Raw genomic sequence first — 20,859 nt, 5'->3', positions numbered from 1 at the left:
TCGTCCAAAAATGCTTGCCTGCGAGTCGCGCGAAAGGCAAGGAACGCCTTGCTTACTATGCGGCTTGCAGGCCCGTTTCATACGGCTTCGCCGTCTGCCGAAGCCTGGGGGAATTGGCGCTCGTACAGACTGCGGTAGCGGCCGCTGCCGGCCATCAGCTCGTCATGCGAGCCGCTCTCGACGATCCGTCCCGCCTCCAGCACGACGATGCGGCTGGCGCTGCGCACCGTCGACAGCCGATGGGCGATGACGAGGCAGGTGCGCTCTCGGAGAAGCGCGGCAAGCGCCTCCTGGATGAGCGCCTCGGATTCGGTGTCGAGCGAGGCGGTCGCCTCGTCGAGCACGATGAGGCGCGGATCGGCGAGCAGCGTCCGCGCGATCGCGAGCCGCTGCTTCTGGCCGCCGGAGAGGCGCACGCCGCGCTCGCCGATCTCGGTGTCGTAGCCGCGGGGCAGAGCCTCGATGAAGCCATGGGCGAAGGCGGCCTTGGCGGCGTCGATCATCTCGCGCTCCGAGGCGTCCGGCCGCCCGTACCGCAGGTTGTCGCGCACCGTTCCGCTGCGCAGCATCGTCTCCTGCGTCACGATGCCGACCTGTCGGCGCAGCGATGCTTGCGTCACGTCGCGCACGTCCTGCCCGTCGATGGCGATGCGTCCGTCCCATACGTCGTAATAACGCAGCAGCAGATGGGCGATCGTCGACTTGCCCGCGCCGGAGGAGCCGACGAGCGCGGTCGTCCGTCCCGGCTCAAGGCGCAGGCTGAAGCCGTCCAGCAGCGGCGCGTCCCTCTCCGGATCGCCGTAGCCGAAGCGGACCTGCTCGAAGCTCGCCTCGCCTGCGCCGAGCCGAAGCTCGCTGGCGCCGGGACGATCGGAGACGTCCGGCTCGGCGCTCATCGTCTCGACGATCCGGTCGTAGGCGGCCGCGGACTGCTGCACCGTGCTCATGAGGCGGCTGAAGCGGCGGACCGGATTTTGCAGCAGCCTGAGGTAGGCCAGGTAGGCGACGACCTCGCCGGCGGTCATGTCGCCGCGCATCGCCTGCCAGGAGCCGAAGGCGAGCACGAACGCCATGCCGGCATACTGGAGCAGGTCGATCGCCGGACCGAACAGGGCGGAGAAGCGGGTGGCGGCCAGATTGGCCTCCTGATTGGCCCGGCCGAGCTCGGCGAAGCGCTCGTTCTCGCGTTCCTCGGCGGCAAAGGCCTTGACGAGGCGGATCTGCGACAGGCTGTCCTGCAGCTGGCCGCTCATGTCGGCGACCGTGTCCTGCACGCGGCGGTAGCTGCGGCGCAGCCGTCCGCCGTACAGGCGCGCGGCCAGCAGCATGAGGGGGAACAGCACGAGCAGGAGAGCCGTCAGCTGCCAGTTGTGCCACAGCATGAACGCGGCGATGGCGGCGAACGTGACCGCGTCGGTCAGGATGCCCATCGTGCCCCCGCTGACCATCTGCTGCAGCTGGTTCACGTCGCTCGTCAGGCGGGACATGAGCTCTCCGGTCCGGCGGCGGTCGAAAAAGGCCATGTCGAGGCTCTGCAGATGGCGGTACAGCGAGGTGCGGATGTCGAGCACGGCGCGCTGGCCGGCCTTGGCGAACGCATAGCTGCTGGCGTAGCCGAACGCGCCGAGCAGCGCCGCCGTCGCCATGATGCCGCCGGCGAGCGGCAGCAGCATGGCGTAGTCCCGCTCGGGAATGATATGGTCGATGGCATGCTGCGTCAGCCGCGGGATGACGAACTGCAGCGCGGCGATGCAGCCGGTAGCCGCCCAGGCGGCCAGCAGCAGCGGCCATTGTCCCTTGATGGACAGAAACAGGCGGCGGAACATCGGCCATAGGGGCGCCTTTGCCGCCGCCTGGGCAGGCGGCAAAGGCGCGGAAGGAATGGCTCGGTTCATGACGGTCTCCTCGCTGTCTGCGCGCCGCTCAAGCTCGCGCGATGATGGACCCGGCGGGCAGGCCGGACCGCTTCTCGGGATAAAGGTAGCATGCCGGTTCGCGGCTTGGACGATGCAGCATGCCGGGCTAGGCGCAGCTTGGCCGCGCTCGCCCCGCTGAAACGTCCTGGAGCCTGCTCGGCTGCCGCCGCCCCGCTGAAACGTCCTGTAGCGGCACGGCTGCCGCCGCCCCGCTGAAACGTCCTGAAGCCTGCCCGGCCGCGGAGCGGCTCTGCCGTCGCCACGCGAAACGGCTTGGGACCTGCCGGCCGCCGCCGCTCCGCTGACACGGCCTGTAGCGGCACGGCCGCCGCTGCTCCGCAGAAACGCTAGGCGGAGCTGGAACGCTGCCGTCCCGCCGCGGCCTTCAGCACGGGCAGCGTCACGACGACCTCGGTGCCTTCTCCGACCTTGCTCCGTACGAGCAGCGTGCCTCCGTGGTTGGTCACGATCCGTTGGCTCACCATGAGGCCGAGTCCGTTTCCTTTCTCCTTGCTCGTATAGAACGGCTCTCCAAGCCGCGCCAGCTGCTCCTCGGGAATGCCGACGCCCTCGTCGCGGATCGTCACGACGGCCTGGCCCGGCTCAGGGCAAGCGAGCGCGACGCTCAGGCGGCTGCCTCGCTCCGGCATCGCCTCGATGCCGTTTTTCATCAGATTGAGGAACACCTGCTTGAGCTGGTTCGGCTCGCCGGCGACGATCGGATCGCCGCCTCCGAGCTCCATCCGCACGCGCACGTCGTTCAGCAGCGCCTCCGGCTCGATCAGGGCAGCCATGTCCTCGAGAATCTCCCGCAGCCTGCAGTCCTGGTAGCGGTCAGCCTGAGGCTTGGCCAGCACGAGGAACTCGCTCACGATGAAATTGATGCGGTCGAGCTCCGCCAGCATGATCGTATGGTAATACGGCGCGAGCGTCTTGCCCTCGAGCTGCATCTGCACGAAGCCGCGCAGCGTCGTCAGCGGATTGCGGATCTCATGCGCCACGCCGGCGGCGAGCTGTCCGACGATCGACAGCTTCTCGGCGCGCCTCAGCAGCTCCTCGGTCTGCTTGCGGCTCGTCATGTCGCGGGTGATGCACGATACGGCGATGATTTCGCCGTGCTGGTCGCGCACCGGCGAGGCCGTCGTGCTGACGTCGATGCGGCGGCCGTCGCGCGTCTGCATCCACGTCTCCGCGTCGACCCAGGGCACGCCGAGCAGCACGCTTTCGATCATGCGCTCGAGATTGCAGCGCTGCTCCTCCGGCAGCACGGCCATGCCGCCGGGAGCCTTGAGCTCCGCCTCCGTCCAGCCGAACATCGCTTCATAGGCCCGGTTGGCGCTGATCAGTCCGCCCCTCAGATCGTAGCTGTGGATGGCGTCCCTCGTATGGGTGACGAGCGATTCGAGATATTCCTTCGTCCGGCGCAGCTCCTCCGCGGAATCCTTGAGCCGGTTCGTATAGGAGTCGAGGCTCGTCGCCATGACGTTGACGCTGGACGCGAGCTCGCCGATCTCGTCGTTCGAGCGGACCGTGACGGGCTGGCTGAAATTGCCGGCGGCGAGCTGGTTGACGCGGCGCACGACGAGCTTGAGGCTGCGCACGGCGACGCCGGCGAGCGCATAGCTGACGATGACGGTCATGACGACGAGCATGAGGGAGATGGCGAAAAGCAGCAGCAGCTGCTGGCGCAGGTCGCGGCTGAATACCGATTTGTCGATCGTGACGATGAGCGCGTAGTCCCGAATGTTGTCGACCGAGTACGGAATATATCCGCGCAGCGCCGGCATGTCCCCGATCGTCGTGTCGACGGTGATCGGCTCGCCGGAGCGCACGGCCTGACGGATGTGGCCGTAGTCCTCCGGAGCGGCCAGCCGGTAGCTGCCGAACTCCAGCGCGCTTGAAAAATCCAGCCGGCCGCCGTCGTCGCCCGCGCCGCCGGAGCCGGGCGGGGGAATGAGGCTGTAGTTGAAGCCGCTCAGCTCCACCAGCCCGGGGATGCGGACAAAGGAGCTGCCGAGCTGAAGCTCGCCGGGCTGCTTGCCGCTGCGGATGGCCGCCGAGCTTTCCAGGGTGAGGCGGATCAGGTAATCCATCGTGCCGTCGTAATAATAGCTGGTCATGACGGTCCTGCCTTCGTCGAGCACGGTCGCGCCGCTCGCCCAGAAGTCCTGCAGGCTGGTGCCTCCGGGCAGCGTGACGTAGCGGCTGCGGTAAAGCTGCCGCAGCGCGTCGTAAGGCGGCGCGACGGCGGACAGCGTCGTTCCCGCCTCGCCGGGGCGGGTGCTTTTCACGATCTGCATTTCCCCGTCCACGGGAAGGATGAGCGCGATATTGTCGAGGCCGAGCTTGCTGCGCGACTCCTCCAGCCGGGCGGACTCGGCGGCGCCGGCTTTGTCTCCGATCAAGGCGCGGACGGCGATCGAGGCGACGCGCAGCCGCTCCGACTGCCCGAGCTCCAAGTAGTAGCTGTCCTTGAGAACGGGAGTGAGCGCGCCGCGGATCTGGTCGCCGACCGAGAGCAGCTGACGCTCGGCCGCATGTCGGCTCTGATTGGCGGTGTAGAGGTAGAAGACGAGCAGGTTGAGGGACAGCATGATCGTCACGACGGCAAAAATCAGCGCGGACAGCTTGAGTTTGATGGACATGCCGGTATCCCTCTCTTCGAGTGGTGCTTCCGGGGTCGGACCGTTCATGGATGCCCTCGGCGCCGCTAGCCGACGCCGGCCCAGAACATGTCCATGATCTGGCTGGCCAGCTCGGTCGTGGAGGCGTACATGTTCTTGGCCGCCTGGCGGTTGCCGATCATGAGCAAGGCGGTATAAGAGTGGGCCATGAGCATCGAATCGCCCTTCCTGATTTCTCCATCGGCTATCGCCCGCGCAAAATGCAGAGAGAGAAGATCGTGCAGCTCCTGCTCGGCTTCGCGGATCGCGGTCCGCTGGCGGTCATCGAGATAATGCGACGCCTCGCGCATGAGCGCCTCGAATTCGATATGCTGGATCCGCGACAGCCTCCTCTCGGCAACCTCCTGCAGGCGCAGGCGCAGGCTCTTGCCCTCCTGGTCCAGCACGCGCCGCGTCCCGGCGAGGGCGAGCTGGAGCATGCGGATGACGGCGGCCGTGAACAGCGCCGGCTTGCCTTCGAAGTGATAGTAGACGGAAGCCTTGGTCACGCCGCAGCGTTCGGCGATGCCGCTCAGCGAGACGGCCTCGTAGCCCTCCTCCATGAACAGGACGGAGGCGGTTTTCAAGATCTCGTCCCGCACCGGCATGCGGTCCTCCCGCCGGGGGCGGCCGGGCGAGCGGCGCTGCGGCTCGCGTGCTTCGCCGTCGGGACGGACGGCTCCATTCGAGGCGGAATCATGGGGATTGGACATGGGCTCGTCCTCCTTTTGTTGAATATTAACCGTTGGGTATATATAATGATCTCAGTCAGACCGGCGCCCCGCTTCTCCCGGAAATTGGGGGGAAGAGGAAGAGCTGTCTTGGAGATTACAGTTTACCATGAATAAGGCCGGAATGGATGAATGGCAAGCCGGGCGAGGGAGAGATGGAACATGGCAAAACGAGGATCGTGGATCGCGTGGGCGACGACCCGCCGCGGACGCTGGATTACGCTGGGCGCGTGGGTGGCGGTGGCCGCGCTGCTGATGCTGCTGCTGCCGGGCGTGCGGTCGCAGGCGGACAGCAACGCGCCGAATTTCGACGAGAGCAAGCCCTCGGTGCAGGCGGAGAAGCTGCTTGCGGAACAGTTCCGCAGCGAGGAAGGCACGCCGGCGCTCGTCGTCTGGCATCGGGAGGGAGGGCTGTCGCAGGACGATCTGAAGGCGATCTCGGCCGTATCGGCGGACGTCGCCGCATCGCCGCTGCCGGGGCAGCGCTCGTCGCTGCCGCTGCATGAGCTGCCGCCGCCGGCGCTGGCGGCGCAGCTGTCGGAGGACGGCAGCACGCTCGTCTGGCCGGTCGTATTCCAGCCGGACGCGCCGACGGAAGAAATCAAGCAAGGCGTCGAGCAGCTGCGGGAGCGGACGGAGAAAATCGCCGGCACGCCGGCCTTCGAGGCGGACACGGCGGACGGGGCGGAGCTGAGCGCCCGCCTGACCGGCCCCGCCGGCATCTCGGTCGACGCGACCGAGCTGTTCAGCAGCGCGGATGTGTCGCTCATGATCGCGACCGTCTTGCTCGTGCTTGTCTTCCTGCTGGCGATCTACCGCTCGCCGGTGCTGGCGCTCATCCCGCTCGTCGCGGTCGGCTTCGCCTACGCGGTCACCGACCCGCTGCTCGGCTACATGGCGTCCAAAGATTGGATCGACGTCGACTCGCAGGCCGTCGCGATCATGACGGTGCTGCTGTTCGGCGCAGGGACGGACTACTGCCTGTTCCTCGTCAGCCGCTACCGCGAGCTGCTGGCCGAGGAGCGCAGCCCGGCCGCCGCGCTGCGCGCGGCGCTCGGCAGCTCCGGCGGCGCGATCGCCATGAGCGGCCTGACGGTCGTCATCGCTCTGCTGACGCTGCTGCTCGCGCAGTACGGCGTCATCAAGCGCTTCGCCGTGCCGTTCGGCCTGTCGATCCTCGTGATGGCGCTGTCCAGCTTGACGCTGCTGCCGGCGCTGCTGTCGATCTTCGGACGCGGCTCGTTCTGGCCGTTCGTGCCGCGTACGCCGGAGATGGCGGAAGAGCGGGCGCGCCGCAAGGGCAAGCCCGCTCCGAAGCGGACCGGGCGCCGGGGTCCGGGCTTCACCGGCCGCCTCGTCGTCCGCCGGCCGTGGACGGTCACGCTCGTCTCGGTCGCGCTGCTCGGGGTGCTCGCCCTGTTCAGCACGCAGGTGAAGTTCACGTTCGACATCCTGTCCTCGTTCCCCGAGGAGATGGAGTCGCGGCAGGGCTTCGCCCTGATCGGCGACAACTTCTCGGAAGGCACGCTTGCTCCCGTGACCGTGATGGCGCAGGGGGAAGCGGGAGCGATTCCGCCGGTCGCCGAGAAGCTGCAGGCGCTCGGCTCGGTCGCCAAGGTCGGCGAGCCGGCGGAGGCCGCCTCGCAGCCGGGCCTGCGCGCCTGGAAGGTCGAGCTGGCGATGAATCCGTACTCGCAGGAGGCGATGGACGCGCTGCCGGCGATCCGCGAGGCGGCGGAGCAGGCGATCGGCGGCGCAGACGCGGCGGACCGCGTCTGGCTGGCCGGCCAGACCGCCGTCCAGTACGATACGCGCGAGGCGGAGGCGGTCGACCAGCAGGTCATCATCCCGCTCGTCATCGTCCTCATCGCCGCGCTGCTGCTCGTCTACCTGCGCTCGGTGACGGCGATGGTCTACCTGATCGGGACGGTCATCCTGTCCTACTTCGCCGCGCTCGGGCTCGGCTGGCTCGTGCTGCACGAGCCCATGGGCGTCGATGCGATCCAGGGAGCGATCCCGCTGTACGCCTTCGTGTTCCTCGTCGCGCTCGGCGAGGACTACAACATCTTCATGGTATCGAGCATCTGGAAGAAGCGCCGGAAGATGCCGCTGAAGCAGGCGATCGCCGAAGGCGTGAGCGAGACCGGCCCGGTCATCACCTCGGCCGGCCTCATCCTGGCGGGCACGTTCGCCGTGCTGGCGACGCTGCCGATCCAGGTGCTGCTGCAGTTCGGCCTCATCACCGCGCTCGGCGTGCTGCTCGACACGTTCGTCGTGCGGCCGTACCTCGTGCCGGCGCTCACCGCGCTGCTCGGCCGCCGCGCCTTCTGGCCCGGCGAGCTGTCGCGCGTGCCGGAGGACGAAGTTCCAGCGGGCGGCGAGTTGGTGAAAGCCAGCGCTGAAAGAAGCTTGAACAAGTAGGCTGTCAGGCGAATGCGCCGGAGAATTGGACTGCGTCCGAATTAGTCAGGCCAGCCTTCTGCTGATGGCAGAGCAGAAGATTGAAGCGTGGTAGGGGATGACCAAACGCTCCTAAACGACATCATTCCCGGCCGAAATTTAAGGCGAAAAAATGAAACGGGACGAAGCTCCGTGGGTATTCCGGCTTCGTCCTGTTTGCGTTTTCATCTAAAGTTGCTTATTTTCCTGCGATGACCACAACCTGCGGAAGCCCCAGTTGCAGAACACGATGTTAAGAGTGAAGAAACGACAAAAGAAGACCATGCGTTAAAGAAGGCTGCGAAACGGTCTTTAATACAACAAGAAAAAACTTACAAAGATTATCCAGTAGGAGTGATGACAATCAAAGGGCGATGAGGTAAAGTGGATATATTACCAGATATCTACATTTGTGGAATTGGAGAAATATATCGTTGAAAGCCAACGTTAAAACGGAGGAAACACTAGTGAAAAAGTTCAAGAGCTTTTTTGTTGCTGCCGTTGTTGTTGCCGCAATGTCGTTGTCGTCTGCTTCGGCCATTGCTGAAACTGCACCGCCATCCTCAACCATTGTAGATTCATCTAATCCTGTAAAGCAACCAAGAACGAGCTTCCTGACTATCGACAATGCCAATCTTAATAATGGCGGAAATTCTTGGTTCCAGCCAAGTGGATACGACTATGCAAGAGTATACGTTACCAATACAACATCTTCATCTCTGACCGTTTACGTATCGTACGATTCGGACAAAACAAACATCGGTACGCATACTGTCTCTGCAAATAGCAGCTTGACTATTAATGTCTCTCATGCAAGTGGACATGTATTTTACCTTGATTACGCTACGAGTAGTGGCACAGCAGGTGGAAAACTTAGCGTACGAGCATCTGATGTACCTCTAACCTAATATCGGATGTGAAGTAATAAGGCGCTACAGCCTTATGGGAGTAAAACGAATAAAGAATAAAAAAGGTCGGTAGAATTTCTACCGACCTTTTTTCATGGAAGAGAGCATGAGCGTCCCTCGAGCTGAGCGATCGCCGCCTGTCTGCCTTTTTTAATATCGTCAAGCCTTCAGTCCATCTCATAAATCGACCCCGACTTGCTGGCGAACAGCTCGGCGTACACCTTCTCGGCGTAGGCGTCGGTCATGCCGGCGATGTAGTCGGCGACGAAGCGCGGCCAGCTCCACTTGGCGCTGTGGCGCTCGTAATTCTGCAGCCAGTCGGTAGGGATGATGAGCCGGCCGGTCTCCGGCCGGATGAAGCTGTCCCACAGCCGCTGGATCATGATCTCGCTGCGCATCTGCAGCCGTTGGACGCGGAAGTCCTTGATGAGCGTCACCCAGGCGAGCTTTTTCAGAATCTCCATCGTCCGCAGCAGCTCGTAGTCGCATGCCCCGTCGCGCACGAACGTGACGCGCTTCCAGCCGCCCTCGTCGATGATGCCGATCCGCCCGGCGAACGTGCTCACCCAGCGCGCCTTGATCTCGCGGCGGGTCCGGGACGACTCGCGGCCGCAGGCGAGATAGATCTCCTCCCACTGGCCGATGAACGCGTCCAGCACGCGGCGTACCATCGCGGGGATGTCCACTTCCTCCCAGTGGAAGTCCTGATTGCCCTCGTCGTCGACGATTTCCTGGACGAGATGCGTCTGCAGGAACTCGCTTTCGAAAAAGCTGCGGTTCATGTCGATCTTGCCCGCGCGGATGCCGTCCTCGATGTCATGCGTCGAGTAGGCGATGTCGTCGCACAGGTCCATCAGCTGCGTCTCCAGCGTGCGCGCGCCCTCCGGCATCTGCCAGCGCTCGCGCAGCTCGCGGATGACCTCCCACTCGGGAGCGTAGGCGCCCTTGATGCGGCCGGGCTCGTCGAGGTTGTACGGATACTTGTTGACGGCCAGCAGCACGGCGGCGGTCAGGTCGAGCCCGCTGCCGCTGCCGGCGCGCTTTTCGAGGAACATGAGGATGCGGAAATTCTGCGCGTTGCCCTCGTACTTCATGCCGTACTGCTCCTGCAGCAGCCGGTTCAGCACCTCTTCGCCCCGATGGCCGAAAGGCGGGTGGCCGAGGTCATGCGCGAGCGCCGCGCATTCCACGACGGCCGGACTGACGACCAGGCCCGGATGCTCGCCCTGCTCGACGAACGGATAGTGCTTGGCCAGCCTGCGCGCCGCCTCGCGGGCGATCTGCGACACCTCGAGGGAATGCGTCAGCCGCGTCCGGTAGTAGTCGCCCGATCCGGCGCCGAACACCTGCGATTTGCCTTGCAGCCGGCGGAATGCCGGCGATTGGATGAGCCGCGCGTAGTCGCGCTCGTATTCTTCCCGTTCCTCGCTGAAGGTGCCAAGGGCCGGTTCGTCCAGTCTCATATGCCGAATATCCATCTGCTGCCGCGTCCCCCTTGGCCGTGCCGAGTATTTTGCAAATTGTAGCATGAAGCGCGGGCGCTCCGGTAGAGCAAGCTGTCCCGCAGGACAGCCGCCTTGAGAGCCCTGCCGTGCGGCGCAGCCGGCCCGCCATGCTGGAGAAGTCCTGCCGTGCGGCGCAGCCGGCTCGCCCTTGCCGCGCGGCAAGGAACCGGCCCGCCTGCGCCGCACTCCTTACAGCGCCGGCAGCCTCGCCATCGTCTGGCGCACGATCGCGCAGGAGCGCTCGAACAGCTGCCGCTCAGCCTCGTTCAGCCGCAGCTCCAGCACCTCCTGGATGCCGCCGCGCGAAAGGATGGCCGGCACGCCGATGCCGATGTCTCGCTGCCCGTACTCCCCGTCGAGAATGGCCGACACGGCCATGATCCGATGGTCGTTGTTCAGGATCGAGCGGGCGATCGCGGTCAGCGCGGCGGCGATGCCGTAGTGGGTGGAGCCTTTGCCGAGCAGGATCTCCCAGCCCGCATTGCGCGTGCGCAGCGCGATCTCGTCGAGGCTCAGGTCCCGGAACCGCTCGGGGTGCTGGGCCAGGATGTCCGCGAGCGGCTTGCCGCCGACCGTCACATGCGACCAGACGGGGAACTGGGACTCCCCGTGCTCGCCCATGACGTAGCCGTGCACGCTGCGCGGATCGACCGGCAGATGCTCGGACAGCAGCGTCTTCAGCCGGGCGGTGTCGATCGAGGTGCCGCTGCCGACGACGCGCTCGCGCGGCAGGCCCGACAGCTTCCAGACGACGTAGGTGACGATGTCGACCGGATTGGCCGCCACGAGGAAGATGCCGTCGAAGCCGGTTCCCATGATGCGCTCGATCATGCCCTGATACAGCCCGTAGGAGGAGTCGAGCAGGTCGAGCCGCGTGCGGCCGTCGACCGGATTCTCTCCCGCGCAGAGGAGGATGAGGTCCATGTCGCCGCATTCGTCCAGCGATCCGGCCCGCACCTTCGTGCGCGAGTGGCTGAAGTCCACGCAGTGGGAAAGGTCCAGCGCCTGGGCCTGCGTCCGCTGCTCGCTCCGGCCGACGAGCAGGATCTCGTCGCATACCGACTGGTTGAGCATCGCGTAGGCGCAGCTCGCCCCGACCTGGCCGGCTCCGATGATGGCGGCCTTGCGCAGTTTTCCCGTCATGTCCATCCGCTCCTTCGCTCGGCTTCGGAGCCTCGCCCCGATTCGCCGGTATGGAACAAAATATGCCCGATCGCCCGTCCAGTGTCAAATAAATGTTAGCATAGATCACATAATCATCGAAAGACCCGTACATAGCCGCGCCCGTGCGGCCGACCGACCGCCGTCATCCAGCGAGGCGCCGCGCGCTGGGAGCTGCGCGAGGCGGATACGAGCCGGAGTCAAAAAGGCATCCTCCGCGTCCAGTCACGCAGAAGATGCCTTTTTTGGAACGGACTCGTGCCTTGCGCGCAAGCAGCCGCGCCTCTCGCAACGACTCTCGGGTCCAGCCGCGGCGTCCGGCCTGCCGCGTCCTGTCCTCGGCCCGCGGAGCCGCGCCTCCGGCTCGCAGCGGCGCTCCGCTTATCCCCGGCGCTCCGCCGCGTCGCGGATGAGCCGGTGCAGCAGCGGCAGCGGATCGGCCGGAGCGGCCGCCGCCATGCGGGCGTCCAGCTCCGGGCCGCTGTCCGCAAGAGCGCGCAGCTCCTGCATCAGCGTGACGGTGGACAGCTTCTCCTCCGGCAGCACCCGAGCCAGTCCGGCCGCCTCGAACGAGGCGGCGTTGCGGATCTGGTCGCCGCGGCTCTGCGCCAGCGTCAGCGGCACGAGCAGCATCGGCTTGCGCAGCGCGAGCAGCTCGAAGATCGCGTTGGCTCCGGCCCGCGAGAGCACGGCGTCCGCCAGCGCCAGCACGTCGGGCAGCTCCTCGGACAGGTATTCGAACGAACGGTAGCCGTCCGTGGCCTCCATCAGCTCGGAGCCGCCGCCTTCCGCTTCCTCGGAGCCGCCCGTCCCGGCCGGCCTCGATGCCTCTGCGCCTGTCGCGGAGCGTCCGTCCGCCGGAGCCGTCGGCCCCAAATCTCCGCCTGCTGCGGGGGCGATCGGCGCGCCGCCGATGCGGACGATCGGCCCGCTCGGCTGGAGGGCCGGATCCCGCGGAGCGGCCGCCGCCGCCGCTTGAGCCGGCGCTGCGGCCGGAGCCGCCGCCTGCCCTTTGCCGCGCAGATGCACGACCTGCCAGCGCGGCAGCAGCTCCGGGAGCGCCTCGTAGATCGCCTCGTTGAGGCGGCGCGAGCCGAGGCTGCCGCCCATGACGAGCAGCACGGGGCGGCTGCGGTCGAAGCCGCACAGCCGCCGGCCGCGCTCGGCGTCGCCGCTGTACAGCTCCGGACGCACGAGCGGGCCGGCCTGCACGACCTTGGCGCTTTTGATGTAGGCGGCCGTTTCCGGGAATGTCGTGCAGACGGCCGTCGCGCACGGAATCGCGATCCGGTTGGCGAGGCCCGGCGTCACGTCGGACTCGTGGATGATCGCCGGCACGCGGTTCAGCTTGGCGGCCAGCACGACCGGCACGCTGACGAAGCCGCCCTTGGAAAAGACGACATCCGGCTTCAGCTTCCGGATGAGCGAGGCCGCCTGCACGAGCCCCTTGCCGACGCGCAGCGCGTCGGTGACGTTTTTGCGGTCCCAGTACCGCCGCAGCTTGCCGGTCGAGACGGAGTGGTACGTCACGCCGTCGATCGGCTCGATCAGGGAGCGCTCGATGCCGTCCCGCGAGCCGATGTAGTGCACGCTCCAGCCGTCCGCGAGGAGGCCGGGGATGAGCGCCAGATTGACGCTCACATGGCCCGTCGTGCCGCCGCCGGTGAGCACGATGCGCTTGCGCTTGCCGCGGCTCGGCAGCGCCGTTCCGCCCCGATGGCCGGCTTCATCGCGCTCGGCATCTGCGCCCCGGAGCTCCATGTCGGCGCGCTCCGCCTCCGAGACTGGCGCGCCCGCCGCTTCCTTTCGGTTGTGCTCCATGCGCTAGCCCCGTTCCCAGGCTTCGCGCCGCAGGACGCGCACGCCCTCCGGTCCGGCGATGTAGGCGGCATCGGCCATGCCGACGAACAAGCCGGTCTCCAGCACGCCGAGCAGCCCCTTGAGCTCGCGGTCGAGCGCGCCGGGATCCTCGATCAGGCCGAAGTCGCAGTCGAGCACGTAGTTGCCGTTGTCGGTGACGACTGGCTGGCCGTCCCGCTCGCGGCGCACGGCGCGGCAGCCGGCGGCCTCGACGCGGCGCGCGGTCGAGCGCCAGCCGTACGCGGCGATCTCGACCGGCACGGTGAACGCGCCGAGCTTGCCGACCGCCTTGGACTCATCGGCGACGATGACGAGCCGCTTGGACACGGCCGCCACCATCTTCTCGCGGAAATGCGCCGCGCCGCCGCCCTTGATGAGCGCCAGCTCCGGCGTCACCTCGTCCGCGCCGTCGATCGTGACGTCGAGCGGCTCGAGCTCCGACAGCTCCGCAAGCGGAATGCCGAGCTCGAGCGCCAGCTTCTCGGTCGCGTCCGAGGTCGGCACGCCCGTGAAGCGCAAGCCTTCCTCCTTCATGCGCCGTCCCAGCTCCAGAATCGTATAGTAGACGGTCGATCCCGTTCCGAGTCCGACCTTCATGCCGCTCGCGACCGCTTCGGCCGCCTGGATGCCCGCCGCCTGCTTGAAATTCATCGTTTCGTTTCCTCCCGATTCGTTGGTCTGTCCGCACGGGTCAAGCTCTTCGCGCGTCACCTGTCTCTTTCGCACATTAGACGGTTCCGAAAGCCTTGTCAAATGCGAACAAGCCCTTTTGCCGCCGCCCGCGCGAACTTTTTCTGCGGCGGCCGGCCCGCGGCCCCTGCTATCCGGCCGGCCAAGTCTGGTATACTGGAAGATGCCGGCTTCTCCCGCCTTCCGCGGGCTGCGGAGCCGCCACTTGAATCTCCAGACAGGCGGGTGCCGAGTTGATCTACTTCCAGCAGGCCTATTCCCTTTTTTATGTGCTCAATATCGTTCTGGCCATCGCGGTCATCTTCCTCGAGAGGCGCAACATCGCCTCGACCTGGGCATGGCTGATGGTCCTTTATTTCCTGCCCGGCATCGGCTTCGTGCTCTATCTGCTGCTCGGGCAGAACCTCAGCCGCCGCAAGATCTACAAGTTCAAGCTGAGCCAGCTCAAGAACGCCCGCCAGCGGCTGAAGACGCAGCAGCGCATCGTCGAGAAAGGATTGTATTCCTTCAACGACCCGCTCATGACCTATTACCAGGATATGGTCTACATGAACCTGGTATCGAGCGACGCGCTGTTCACGCAGGACAACGAGGTCGAGGTGTTCACCGACGGCGAGCGCAAGTTCGACTCGCTGCTGCGCGACATCGAGGAAGCGACGCATCATATCCATCTGATGTATTACATCATCCGGGCGGACAAGCTCGGCAAGCGCGTGCTGCACACGCTTTGCCGCAAGGCGGAGGAGGGCGTCGAGGTGAGGCTCATCTACGACGACATCGGCAGCATCCGGCTGAATAAGAAATACTTGCGCATGCTGCTCCGGGCCGGCGCCCAGGTAGGCGCCTTCTTCCCGTCGAAGATCTTCTTCATCAATCCCCGGCTCAACTACCGCAACCATCGCAAGATCGTCGTCATCGACGGCAAGATCGGCTATGTGGGCGGATTCAACATCGGCGACGAGTACGTCGGCAAGGTGAAGCGCTTCGGCTTCTGGCGCGATACGCATCTGCGCATCCAGGGCGGGGCGGTGGCGCAGCTGCAGGGCCGGTTCCTGCTCGACTGGAGCCTCGCCTCGACGCAGCCCTTCCTGACCGACAGCCGCTACTATCCGGCGCCGGAGGCGGGCGGCAGCGTCGGCATGCAGATCATCTCCAGCGGCCCGGACTCCGAGTGGCAGCATATCAAGAACGGCTACATCAAGATGATCAACTCGGCCAAGATGTCGGTTATGCTGCAGACGCCGTATTTCGTGCCGGACGACAGCCTGCTCAGCGCGCTCAAGATGGCCGCTCTGTCCGGCGTCGACGTCAAGGTGATGCTGCCGAGCAAGCCCGACCATTTCTTCGTCTACTGGGCGTCGCACTCGTACTTCGGCGAGCTGCTCTCGGCGGGCGTGAAGTGCTATCTGTACGAAAACGGCTTCCTGCACGCCAAGACGCTCGTCGTGGACGGCAACATCGCCTCCGTCGGCACGGCGAACATCGACATCCGCAGCTTCAAGCTGAACTTCGAGGTCAACGCGTTCATCTACGACTCCGCGACGGCCATGCGGCTGCAGCGGATTTTCCAGGACGACCTGCTCCATTGCCGGGAGCTGTCGCTCGAGGATTACGATTCCCGCTCGCTCTGGAACAAGTTCAAGGAATCGGTCAGCCGGCTGCTGTCGCCGATCCTCTGACGCGAGGTATGGTATAATAGAGTCTTATCCACAGAGAGGATGGTTCCCATGTCCCTGGACGTAACCGCCGTCGGCAAGGCCATCCTGGATCGAGAAGACCGCCTTGCCGAGCGGATCACCCGCCTGCAATACGAGCGTCAGCCCGAGCTGCAGCAGAAATTCGGCGAGATCGGCTGGATCAAGACGAAGCAGGATACATCCTATACGCTCAAGTACCTCGCCGAGAGCATCCACCTCGAAAGCCCGCTGCTGTTCTCCAGCTACATGACCTGGCTGAGGGTGCTGCTGCAGCAGTACCAGGTCGGCACCGAGGACCTGTACGTCAACATCCTCTGCTTCCAGGAAGTGCTGCGGCAGGAGCTGGACGAGGAGACGTACCGCTATGCCACCCCTCATCTCGAGGCGGCGCTGCGCCAGCTCGGCTCGGATGCCGAGCAGCAAGGCTCCTATCTTGAGGAGAGCGGCATGGCCGCGGAAGCGACCGCCTATACCGAGCTGCTGCTGGAAGGCCGCCGGGCCGAAGCGAGCCGGCTCGTCATGGATCTCGTCGATGGCGGCGTGCCGCTGCAGACGATCTATCTGGACATTTTCCAGCAATCGCAGTATGAGATCGGCCGGCTCTGGCAGACGGGCCGCATCACGGTCGCCCAGGAGCATTACTGCAGCGCGGCTACGCAGCTCGTCATGTCGCAGCTGTTTCCTTACCTGTTCCACCAATCCCGCAAGGGACTGAAGCTCGTCTCGGCCTGCGTCGGGGGCGAGCTGCATGAGATCGGCCTGCGCATGGTGACGGACATCTTCGAGCTGAACGGCTGGGATACGTACTATGTCGGGGCCAACGTGCCGGCGCGCTCGCTCATCGAGCTGCTCAAGGACTACAAGGCCGACGTGCTCGCGATCTCCTGCACGATGACCTATCACGTCAGCCTCGCCCGCGAGCTGATCGCCGCCGTCCGGCAGGATCCGGACATCGGCGGCATCGTCGTCCTGGTCGGGGGCTATCCGTTCAATACCGACCGGGAGCTCTGGCGCGCGATCGGCGCGGACGGATATGGCCGCGACGCCGAGCAGTCCGTGCGCGTGGCGACGGAGCTGACCGGCCGAAAGGGGCGATCAGGCGCATGCCAGGCATGAATGCGGCTCCGCCGCAAGACCATCGGGTTGTCTCCCTGCTGTGCAAGCGCACGGGAGAGATCGCGCAGATCATCCGGGACGATTTCGGGCTTGCCCCTCATCTGGACGGGGGAGGCAGCGTCTTTTCCTTGATGGACGAGCAGAACCGGCTCAAGTTCCAGGATTTCCTGCTCCGGCTGGAGCGGGACAAGGCCGTCTACAACTGGGAGCTCAACCTGACGCTCGGAGGGCGCACGGAGCTGTTCTACTTCAATGGCGGCGTCGTGGACGACCGGCTGCTCGTCGTCGGCGCGACCTATCATCCGGGCTACTCTTATTTCTATGACGAGCTGACCAAGATCAACAACCAGCAGATGGTGACGCTGCGCGAGACGATCAAGAAGCTCTCGGGCCAGGTCGTCGAAAAGATGGAGCAGGAGCTGCGCGCCTTCGACGAGTTCTCGGCGCTCAACAACGAGCTCGTCTCGGTGCAGCGCCAGCTCGCCAAGACGAACATCGAGCTGAAGCTCGCCAAGGAAAGCGCCGAGCAGGCAAACCGCTCCAAAAGCGTGTTCCTCGCGACGATGAGCCACGAGATCCGTTCTCCGATGAACGGCATCATCGCGATGAGCGAGCTGCTGGCGCAGACCGAGCTGAGCGGACAGCAGCGGGAGTCGGTGTCGATCATCCTGGACTCCGGGCAGCTGCTGCTGACGATTTTGAACGACATCCTCGACCTGTCCAAGATCGAGGCGGGCGAAATGAGGCTCGATCGCGCCGAGTTCGACCTGCGGGCGGCGGTCCAGCATACGCTGGGGCTGCTGCAGTCCCGGGCGAAGCTGCAGCGGACGGCGCTGCGAACCTACATCGATCCGCGCATCCATCCGGAGGTGCTCGGCGACGGGGGACGGTTCCGCCAGATCCTGCTCAACCTCGTCGGCAACGCGGTCAAGTTCACGCAGGACGGCGAGGTGGAGACGCGCCTGTTCCTGCTGTCGCGCAGCGGCGGCCGGCAGCGGCTGCGGCTCGAGGTGCGGGATACCGGCATCGGCATTTCCGAGGAGCATGCCGGCAAGCTGTTCACGCCTTTTTTCCAGGTCGACCATTCCCTCACCCAGCGCTTCAGCAGCACGGGCCTCGGGCTCTCGATCACCAAGCATCTCGTGGAGCTGATGGGCGGGCAGATCGCCGTGGAAAGCAAGCTCGGCGAAGGCTCGGTGTTCGGCATCGAGCTGGAGCTGGAGCAGGCCGCCTCCCCTGCGGAGCCGGCGAACGGAGGGCGCTCCGCGGCGCGCAGCCGGCTGAAGGCCAAGGACAGCCGCTCCGTCATCCTGCTGGCCGAGGACAATCCGGTCAACCAGCATGTCGCTACGCTTCAGCTGCGCAACCTCGGCTTCGAGACCGTCGTCGTGGCGTCCAATGGCGAGGAGGCGATGGAGCTGTGGCGCCGGCATGAGCCGAGCCTCATCCTGATGGACAACCAGATGCCGCTCATGAGCGGCTTGGAGGCCGCGGCTGCCATCCGCGAGGAGGAGCGGCGCCAAGACATGCCGCGCGTGCCGATCGTCGCCTTGACGGCCGGCGCGCTTGCCTCCGAGCGCAGCAAGGCGTTCGAGGCCGGCATGGACGCCTTCCTGACGAAGCCGGTCACGCTCGACAAGCTGGCCGCCGCGCTGCTGGAATGGCTGCCTGATGCCCAAGGGCAGCAGGAGCTGCGGCAGCCGGGAGCGGACGAGGCCGAGGGGGCGGAAGCGGCGGAGCTGATCCACGTTGCGACGCTCGAGGACATCGCTCCGCGGCCCTGGGGCGCGGACGACCGCTCGATGCTGGAGCATCTGCTTGCGCTGTACGAGCAGGATACGCCGGCCAAGCTGCAGCAGCTGCGCGAGGCCGCCGCGCTGGACGAGCACGACCTCATGGAGCGGCTGGCGCACAACGTCAAGTCGGCCTCGCTCAGCATCGGTTTTGCCGGCGTGGCGAAGCTCGCCCTGGAGCTGGAGCAGAAGGCGAAGTACGGAGCCGGCGGCTACGAGCCGGAGCTTGCGCTGCTGGAGCTGCGCTACGGCGAGTCTTGCGCGGCTTGCCGGGGGCTTTTGGAAGAAGCATAAAGAAGCAGCACCGTGCTTCGAAGCACGGTGCTGCTTTATTTTAGAGACTGAGAACCGGATCAAGTTCTTTTCTATGATCAGACTTGGCCTCGTCAACGGCTTTCCGGCGGACGGCGGGAGGAAGCTCCCGCTCTACGATGTAAAGCGGTCGGCGTTTGACCTCGCGATAAATCTTGCCGATATATTCACCGATCAGTCCAACCGAAAGCAGCTGCACGCCTCCGATGAACCACATGGATACAATGAGGGAGGACCAGCCGCTGACGGCTTTGCCCATTAAATTAGACGTGATTCCGTAGATGGCCATGACGATGCTGACGGCAAAAACGACGAATCCAGCTGCCGTGACCATGCGGATCGGCTTCACCGAAAGCGAGGTGATGCCCTCCAAGGCGAAGTTGATCATTTTCTTCAAAGGATACTTGGATTCACCGGCAGCCCTTTCCAGCCGTTCATAATACACTACGCCGGTCTGGAAGCCGAGCAACGGGACCATGCCGCGCAAAAAGATATTCACTTCCGTGAAGCGAGCAAGTTCATCAAGCGCGCGGCGGCTCATTAGACGGTAATCCGCATGATTGTTCACAATGCGTAGGCCAAGGCCTTCCATTAATTTATAAAAGCTTTCTGCTGTTGTCCGTTTAAACCAAGTATCGCGCTTGCGGCTGCTGCGCACGCCATAGACGATGTCGCAGCCTTCGCGATATCGGAGTACCATGTCTCGGATGACTCGTACGTCGTCCTGGAGATCCGCATCAATGCTGACGAGGCAATCGGCATGCTGTTTAGCCGTCATGAGGCCGCCGAGAAGAGCGTTTTGATGCCCGACATTGGCGGCGAGATTGAGTCCGGACACACGCTCGTAGCGCCCCTTGAGATCTTCGATGAGAGGCCATGTTTGATCTCGGCTTCCGTCATTGACGAATAGGATGAAGCTCTCTGATGAGACCAGGCCTTCCTTTTCCATTTTATCGAGGACGGAATCGAGCTCTTCGACGGTAAGGCTCAGAACCTCTTCTTCGTTATAACAGGGGACAACAATGCCGAGAATCGGCTTCTGATGGTACATGATTCATTCACTCCCAATTGACTTTTGAGACACTTAATCGAGATGCTAGTCGGTTCTCTACCAAAATAATGCCTAATTATACAGGATCATTTAGTAAAAGAACAAAGATTTCCGCCTAGCCGATCGGGGTAAGTCTCTACCAAGAGACCCGACAAGGAGGCGTTTTTCATGGCGATTCGATATGTAGGGGTGTATGAGCGGGATGCGCAGGCCGAACAAGCGCTCGGCGAGCTGCAGCGCGCGGGGTTCAGCCGGGACGAGCTGTCGGTGCTGACGCGAGACAGGGAGCGGTATGACGGCGTGCTGGACGAATCCGGAACGATGGCGCCCGAAGGCATCGCCGCAGGCGTGACGACCGGCGGCCTCGCCGGCGGCACGGTCGGCTTGCTGGCCGGCCTCGGGGCGCTGGCCATCCCGGGCATCGGCCCGATCATCGCGGCCGGTCCGATCGTCGCCGCTCTTGGAGGCGCGGCTGTCGGCGCGAGCACGCTCGGCATCGTCGGCGGACTCGTCGGCATGGGCTTCGCGGAGAGCGAGGCCAAGCGCTACGAAAAAGAGGTGCAGGACGGACGCATCCTTGTCTTTGTCGAAGCGGCTCCGGAGGATGCGCGCGATGCGATCGGCATCCTGGGCGCTGCCGGCGCGCTGCGCACCGAGCGCGTCGACGACGAGGAGCCGCGTGCCGGCGGCGATGTGACGCTGCTCTGACCGCCGGAGCCGAGCCCGGAGCTGCAAGTGCCGGAGAGCGATATCCATGCCCAAGGAGGAGATCCGGATGCCGTGGAAAAAGAACGACTACCCGCCATCCATGAAAAATCTGGATGAGCGGACGCGCGGCAAGGCGATCGACATCGCCAACGCGCTGCTGGAGGACGGCTATGAGGAAGGCAGGGCGATCGCCATCGCGACCGCCCAGGCCGAAAAATGGGCGGAGGACCATCCTGGTCGAGACGACGCATGACTATAGCCGAGCAGTGAGCGCACGAAGCTGAACAGGGCTGTCCGAAGATCTCCATC

At 64.8% G+C, this 20,859-nt stretch carries 15 protein-coding genes; 7 read left to right on the top strand and 8 right to left on the bottom strand.

Features of this window, described 5'->3' with window-relative positions:
• Positions 1–77 precede the first annotated feature (77 nt).
• The 3 genes from GE073_RS23320 to GE073_RS23310 all read right to left on the bottom strand — a co-directional run bounded on the left by GE073_RS23320 (position 78) and on the right by GE073_RS23310 (position 5,292).
• Entirely contained in the window at positions 78–1,895 is a 1,818-nt protein-coding gene (locus tag GE073_RS23320; RefSeq protein WP_228551743.1) for an ABC transporter ATP-binding protein, read from the bottom strand.
• A gap of 368 nt (positions 1,896–2,263) precedes the next feature.
• Positions 2,264–4,561, bottom strand: coding sequence for an ATP-binding protein (locus GE073_RS23315; protein WP_194843463.1), 2,298 nt, complete (start codon positions 4,559–4,561; stop codon positions 2,264–2,266).
• A 65-nt stretch (positions 4,562–4,626) separates the two neighbouring features.
• A complete protein-coding gene (locus GE073_RS23310) occupies positions 4,627–5,292 on the bottom strand; it encodes a TetR/AcrR family transcriptional regulator (protein WP_153784487.1) in 666 nt (221 codons plus the stop codon).
• Between the two features lie 180 nt (positions 5,293–5,472).
• On the opposite strand from GE073_RS23310, the gene GE073_RS23305 reads away from it, so the two are divergent.
• Both GE073_RS23305 and GE073_RS23300 read left to right on the top strand, forming a co-directional pair.
• Positions 5,473–7,731, top strand: coding sequence for an MMPL family transporter (locus tag GE073_RS23305; RefSeq protein WP_153784486.1), 2,259 nt, complete (start codon positions 5,473–5,475; stop codon positions 7,729–7,731).
• Between the two features lie 452 nt (positions 7,732–8,183).
• Entirely contained in the window at positions 8,184–8,657 is a 474-nt protein-coding gene (locus GE073_RS23300) for a hypothetical protein (protein WP_146000444.1), read from the top strand.
• Between the two features lie 167 nt (positions 8,658–8,824).
• On the opposite strand, the gene GE073_RS23295 is transcribed toward GE073_RS23300, so the two are convergent.
• The 4 genes from GE073_RS23295 to rpiA all read right to left on the bottom strand — a co-directional run bounded on the left by GE073_RS23295 (position 8,825) and on the right by rpiA (position 13,834).
• On the bottom strand, positions 8,825–10,135 hold the full coding sequence (locus GE073_RS23295; RefSeq protein ID WP_028598908.1) for a deoxyguanosinetriphosphate triphosphohydrolase family protein: 1,311 nt from the start codon (positions 10,133–10,135) through the stop codon (positions 8,825–8,827).
• Positions 10,136–10,351: 216 nt separating this feature from the next.
• Positions 10,352–11,305, bottom strand: a complete 954-nt coding sequence (locus GE073_RS23290) for an L-lactate dehydrogenase (protein WP_101807590.1) — start codon at positions 11,303–11,305, stop codon at positions 10,352–10,354.
• A 399-nt stretch (positions 11,306–11,704) separates the two neighbouring features.
• The gene (locus tag GE073_RS25660; RefSeq protein WP_228551741.1) at positions 11,705–13,144 is read right to left on the bottom strand and encodes a glycosyltransferase; all 1,440 of its coding nucleotides are present in this window, start codon (positions 13,142–13,144) and stop codon (positions 11,705–11,707) included.
• A 3-nt stretch (positions 13,145–13,147) separates the two neighbouring features.
• Entirely contained in the window at positions 13,148–13,834 is a 687-nt protein-coding gene (gene rpiA / locus GE073_RS23280; protein ID WP_028598911.1) for a ribose 5-phosphate isomerase A, read from the bottom strand.
• A 272-nt stretch (positions 13,835–14,106) separates the two neighbouring features.
• Between rpiA and cls the strand changes: the two genes are divergently transcribed.
• Genes cls through GE073_RS23265 form a run of 3 tightly spaced genes read left to right on the top strand, consistent with a single transcriptional unit; the run spans position 14,107 to position 18,773 of the window.
• Complete coding sequence (cls, locus tag GE073_RS23275; protein WP_153784485.1) at positions 14,107–15,552, top strand: cardiolipin synthase; 1,446 nt, start codon at positions 14,107–14,109, stop codon at positions 15,550–15,552.
• Between the two features lie 48 nt (positions 15,553–15,600).
• Positions 15,601–16,686, top strand: a complete 1,086-nt coding sequence (locus tag GE073_RS23270) for a cobalamin B12-binding domain-containing protein (RefSeq protein WP_153784484.1) — start codon at positions 15,601–15,603, stop codon at positions 16,684–16,686.
• Positions 16,674–18,773, top strand: coding sequence for an ATP-binding protein (locus GE073_RS23265; RefSeq protein ID WP_101807593.1), 2,100 nt, complete (start codon positions 16,674–16,676; stop codon positions 18,771–18,773). Before GE073_RS23270 ends, GE073_RS23265 begins: the two co-directional genes overlap by 13 nt.
• A 40-nt stretch (positions 18,774–18,813) precedes the next feature.
• Here GE073_RS23265 and GE073_RS23260 read toward each other — a convergent pair whose 3' ends face one another.
• Complete coding sequence (locus GE073_RS23260; RefSeq protein WP_101807594.1) at positions 18,814–19,842, bottom strand: glycosyltransferase family 2 protein; 1,029 nt, start codon at positions 19,840–19,842, stop codon at positions 18,814–18,816.
• 168 nt (positions 19,843–20,010) lie between these two features.
• Here GE073_RS23260 and GE073_RS23255 point away from each other — a divergent pair, with 168 nt between their 5' ends.
• Positions 20,011–20,550 (top strand): general stress protein, encoded by a 540-nt coding sequence (locus GE073_RS23255; RefSeq protein WP_146000445.1) that lies wholly within the window; start codon positions 20,011–20,013, stop codon positions 20,548–20,550.
• A gap of 67 nt (positions 20,551–20,617) precedes the next feature.
• A complete protein-coding gene (locus GE073_RS23250; RefSeq protein ID WP_101807596.1) occupies positions 20,618–20,803 on the top strand; it encodes a DUF2188 domain-containing protein in 186 nt (61 codons plus the stop codon).
• Positions 20,804–20,859 lie beyond the last annotated feature (56 nt).

This window comes from Paenibacillus sp. B01 (assembly GCF_009649995.1).
GTDB classification, from domain to species: Bacteria; Bacillota; Bacilli; order Paenibacillales; family Paenibacillaceae; genus Paenibacillus_O; species Paenibacillus_O pasadenensis.
Note: the sequence above shows the minus strand (reverse complement) of the source record. Positions and strands in the feature narration are given on the sequence as shown.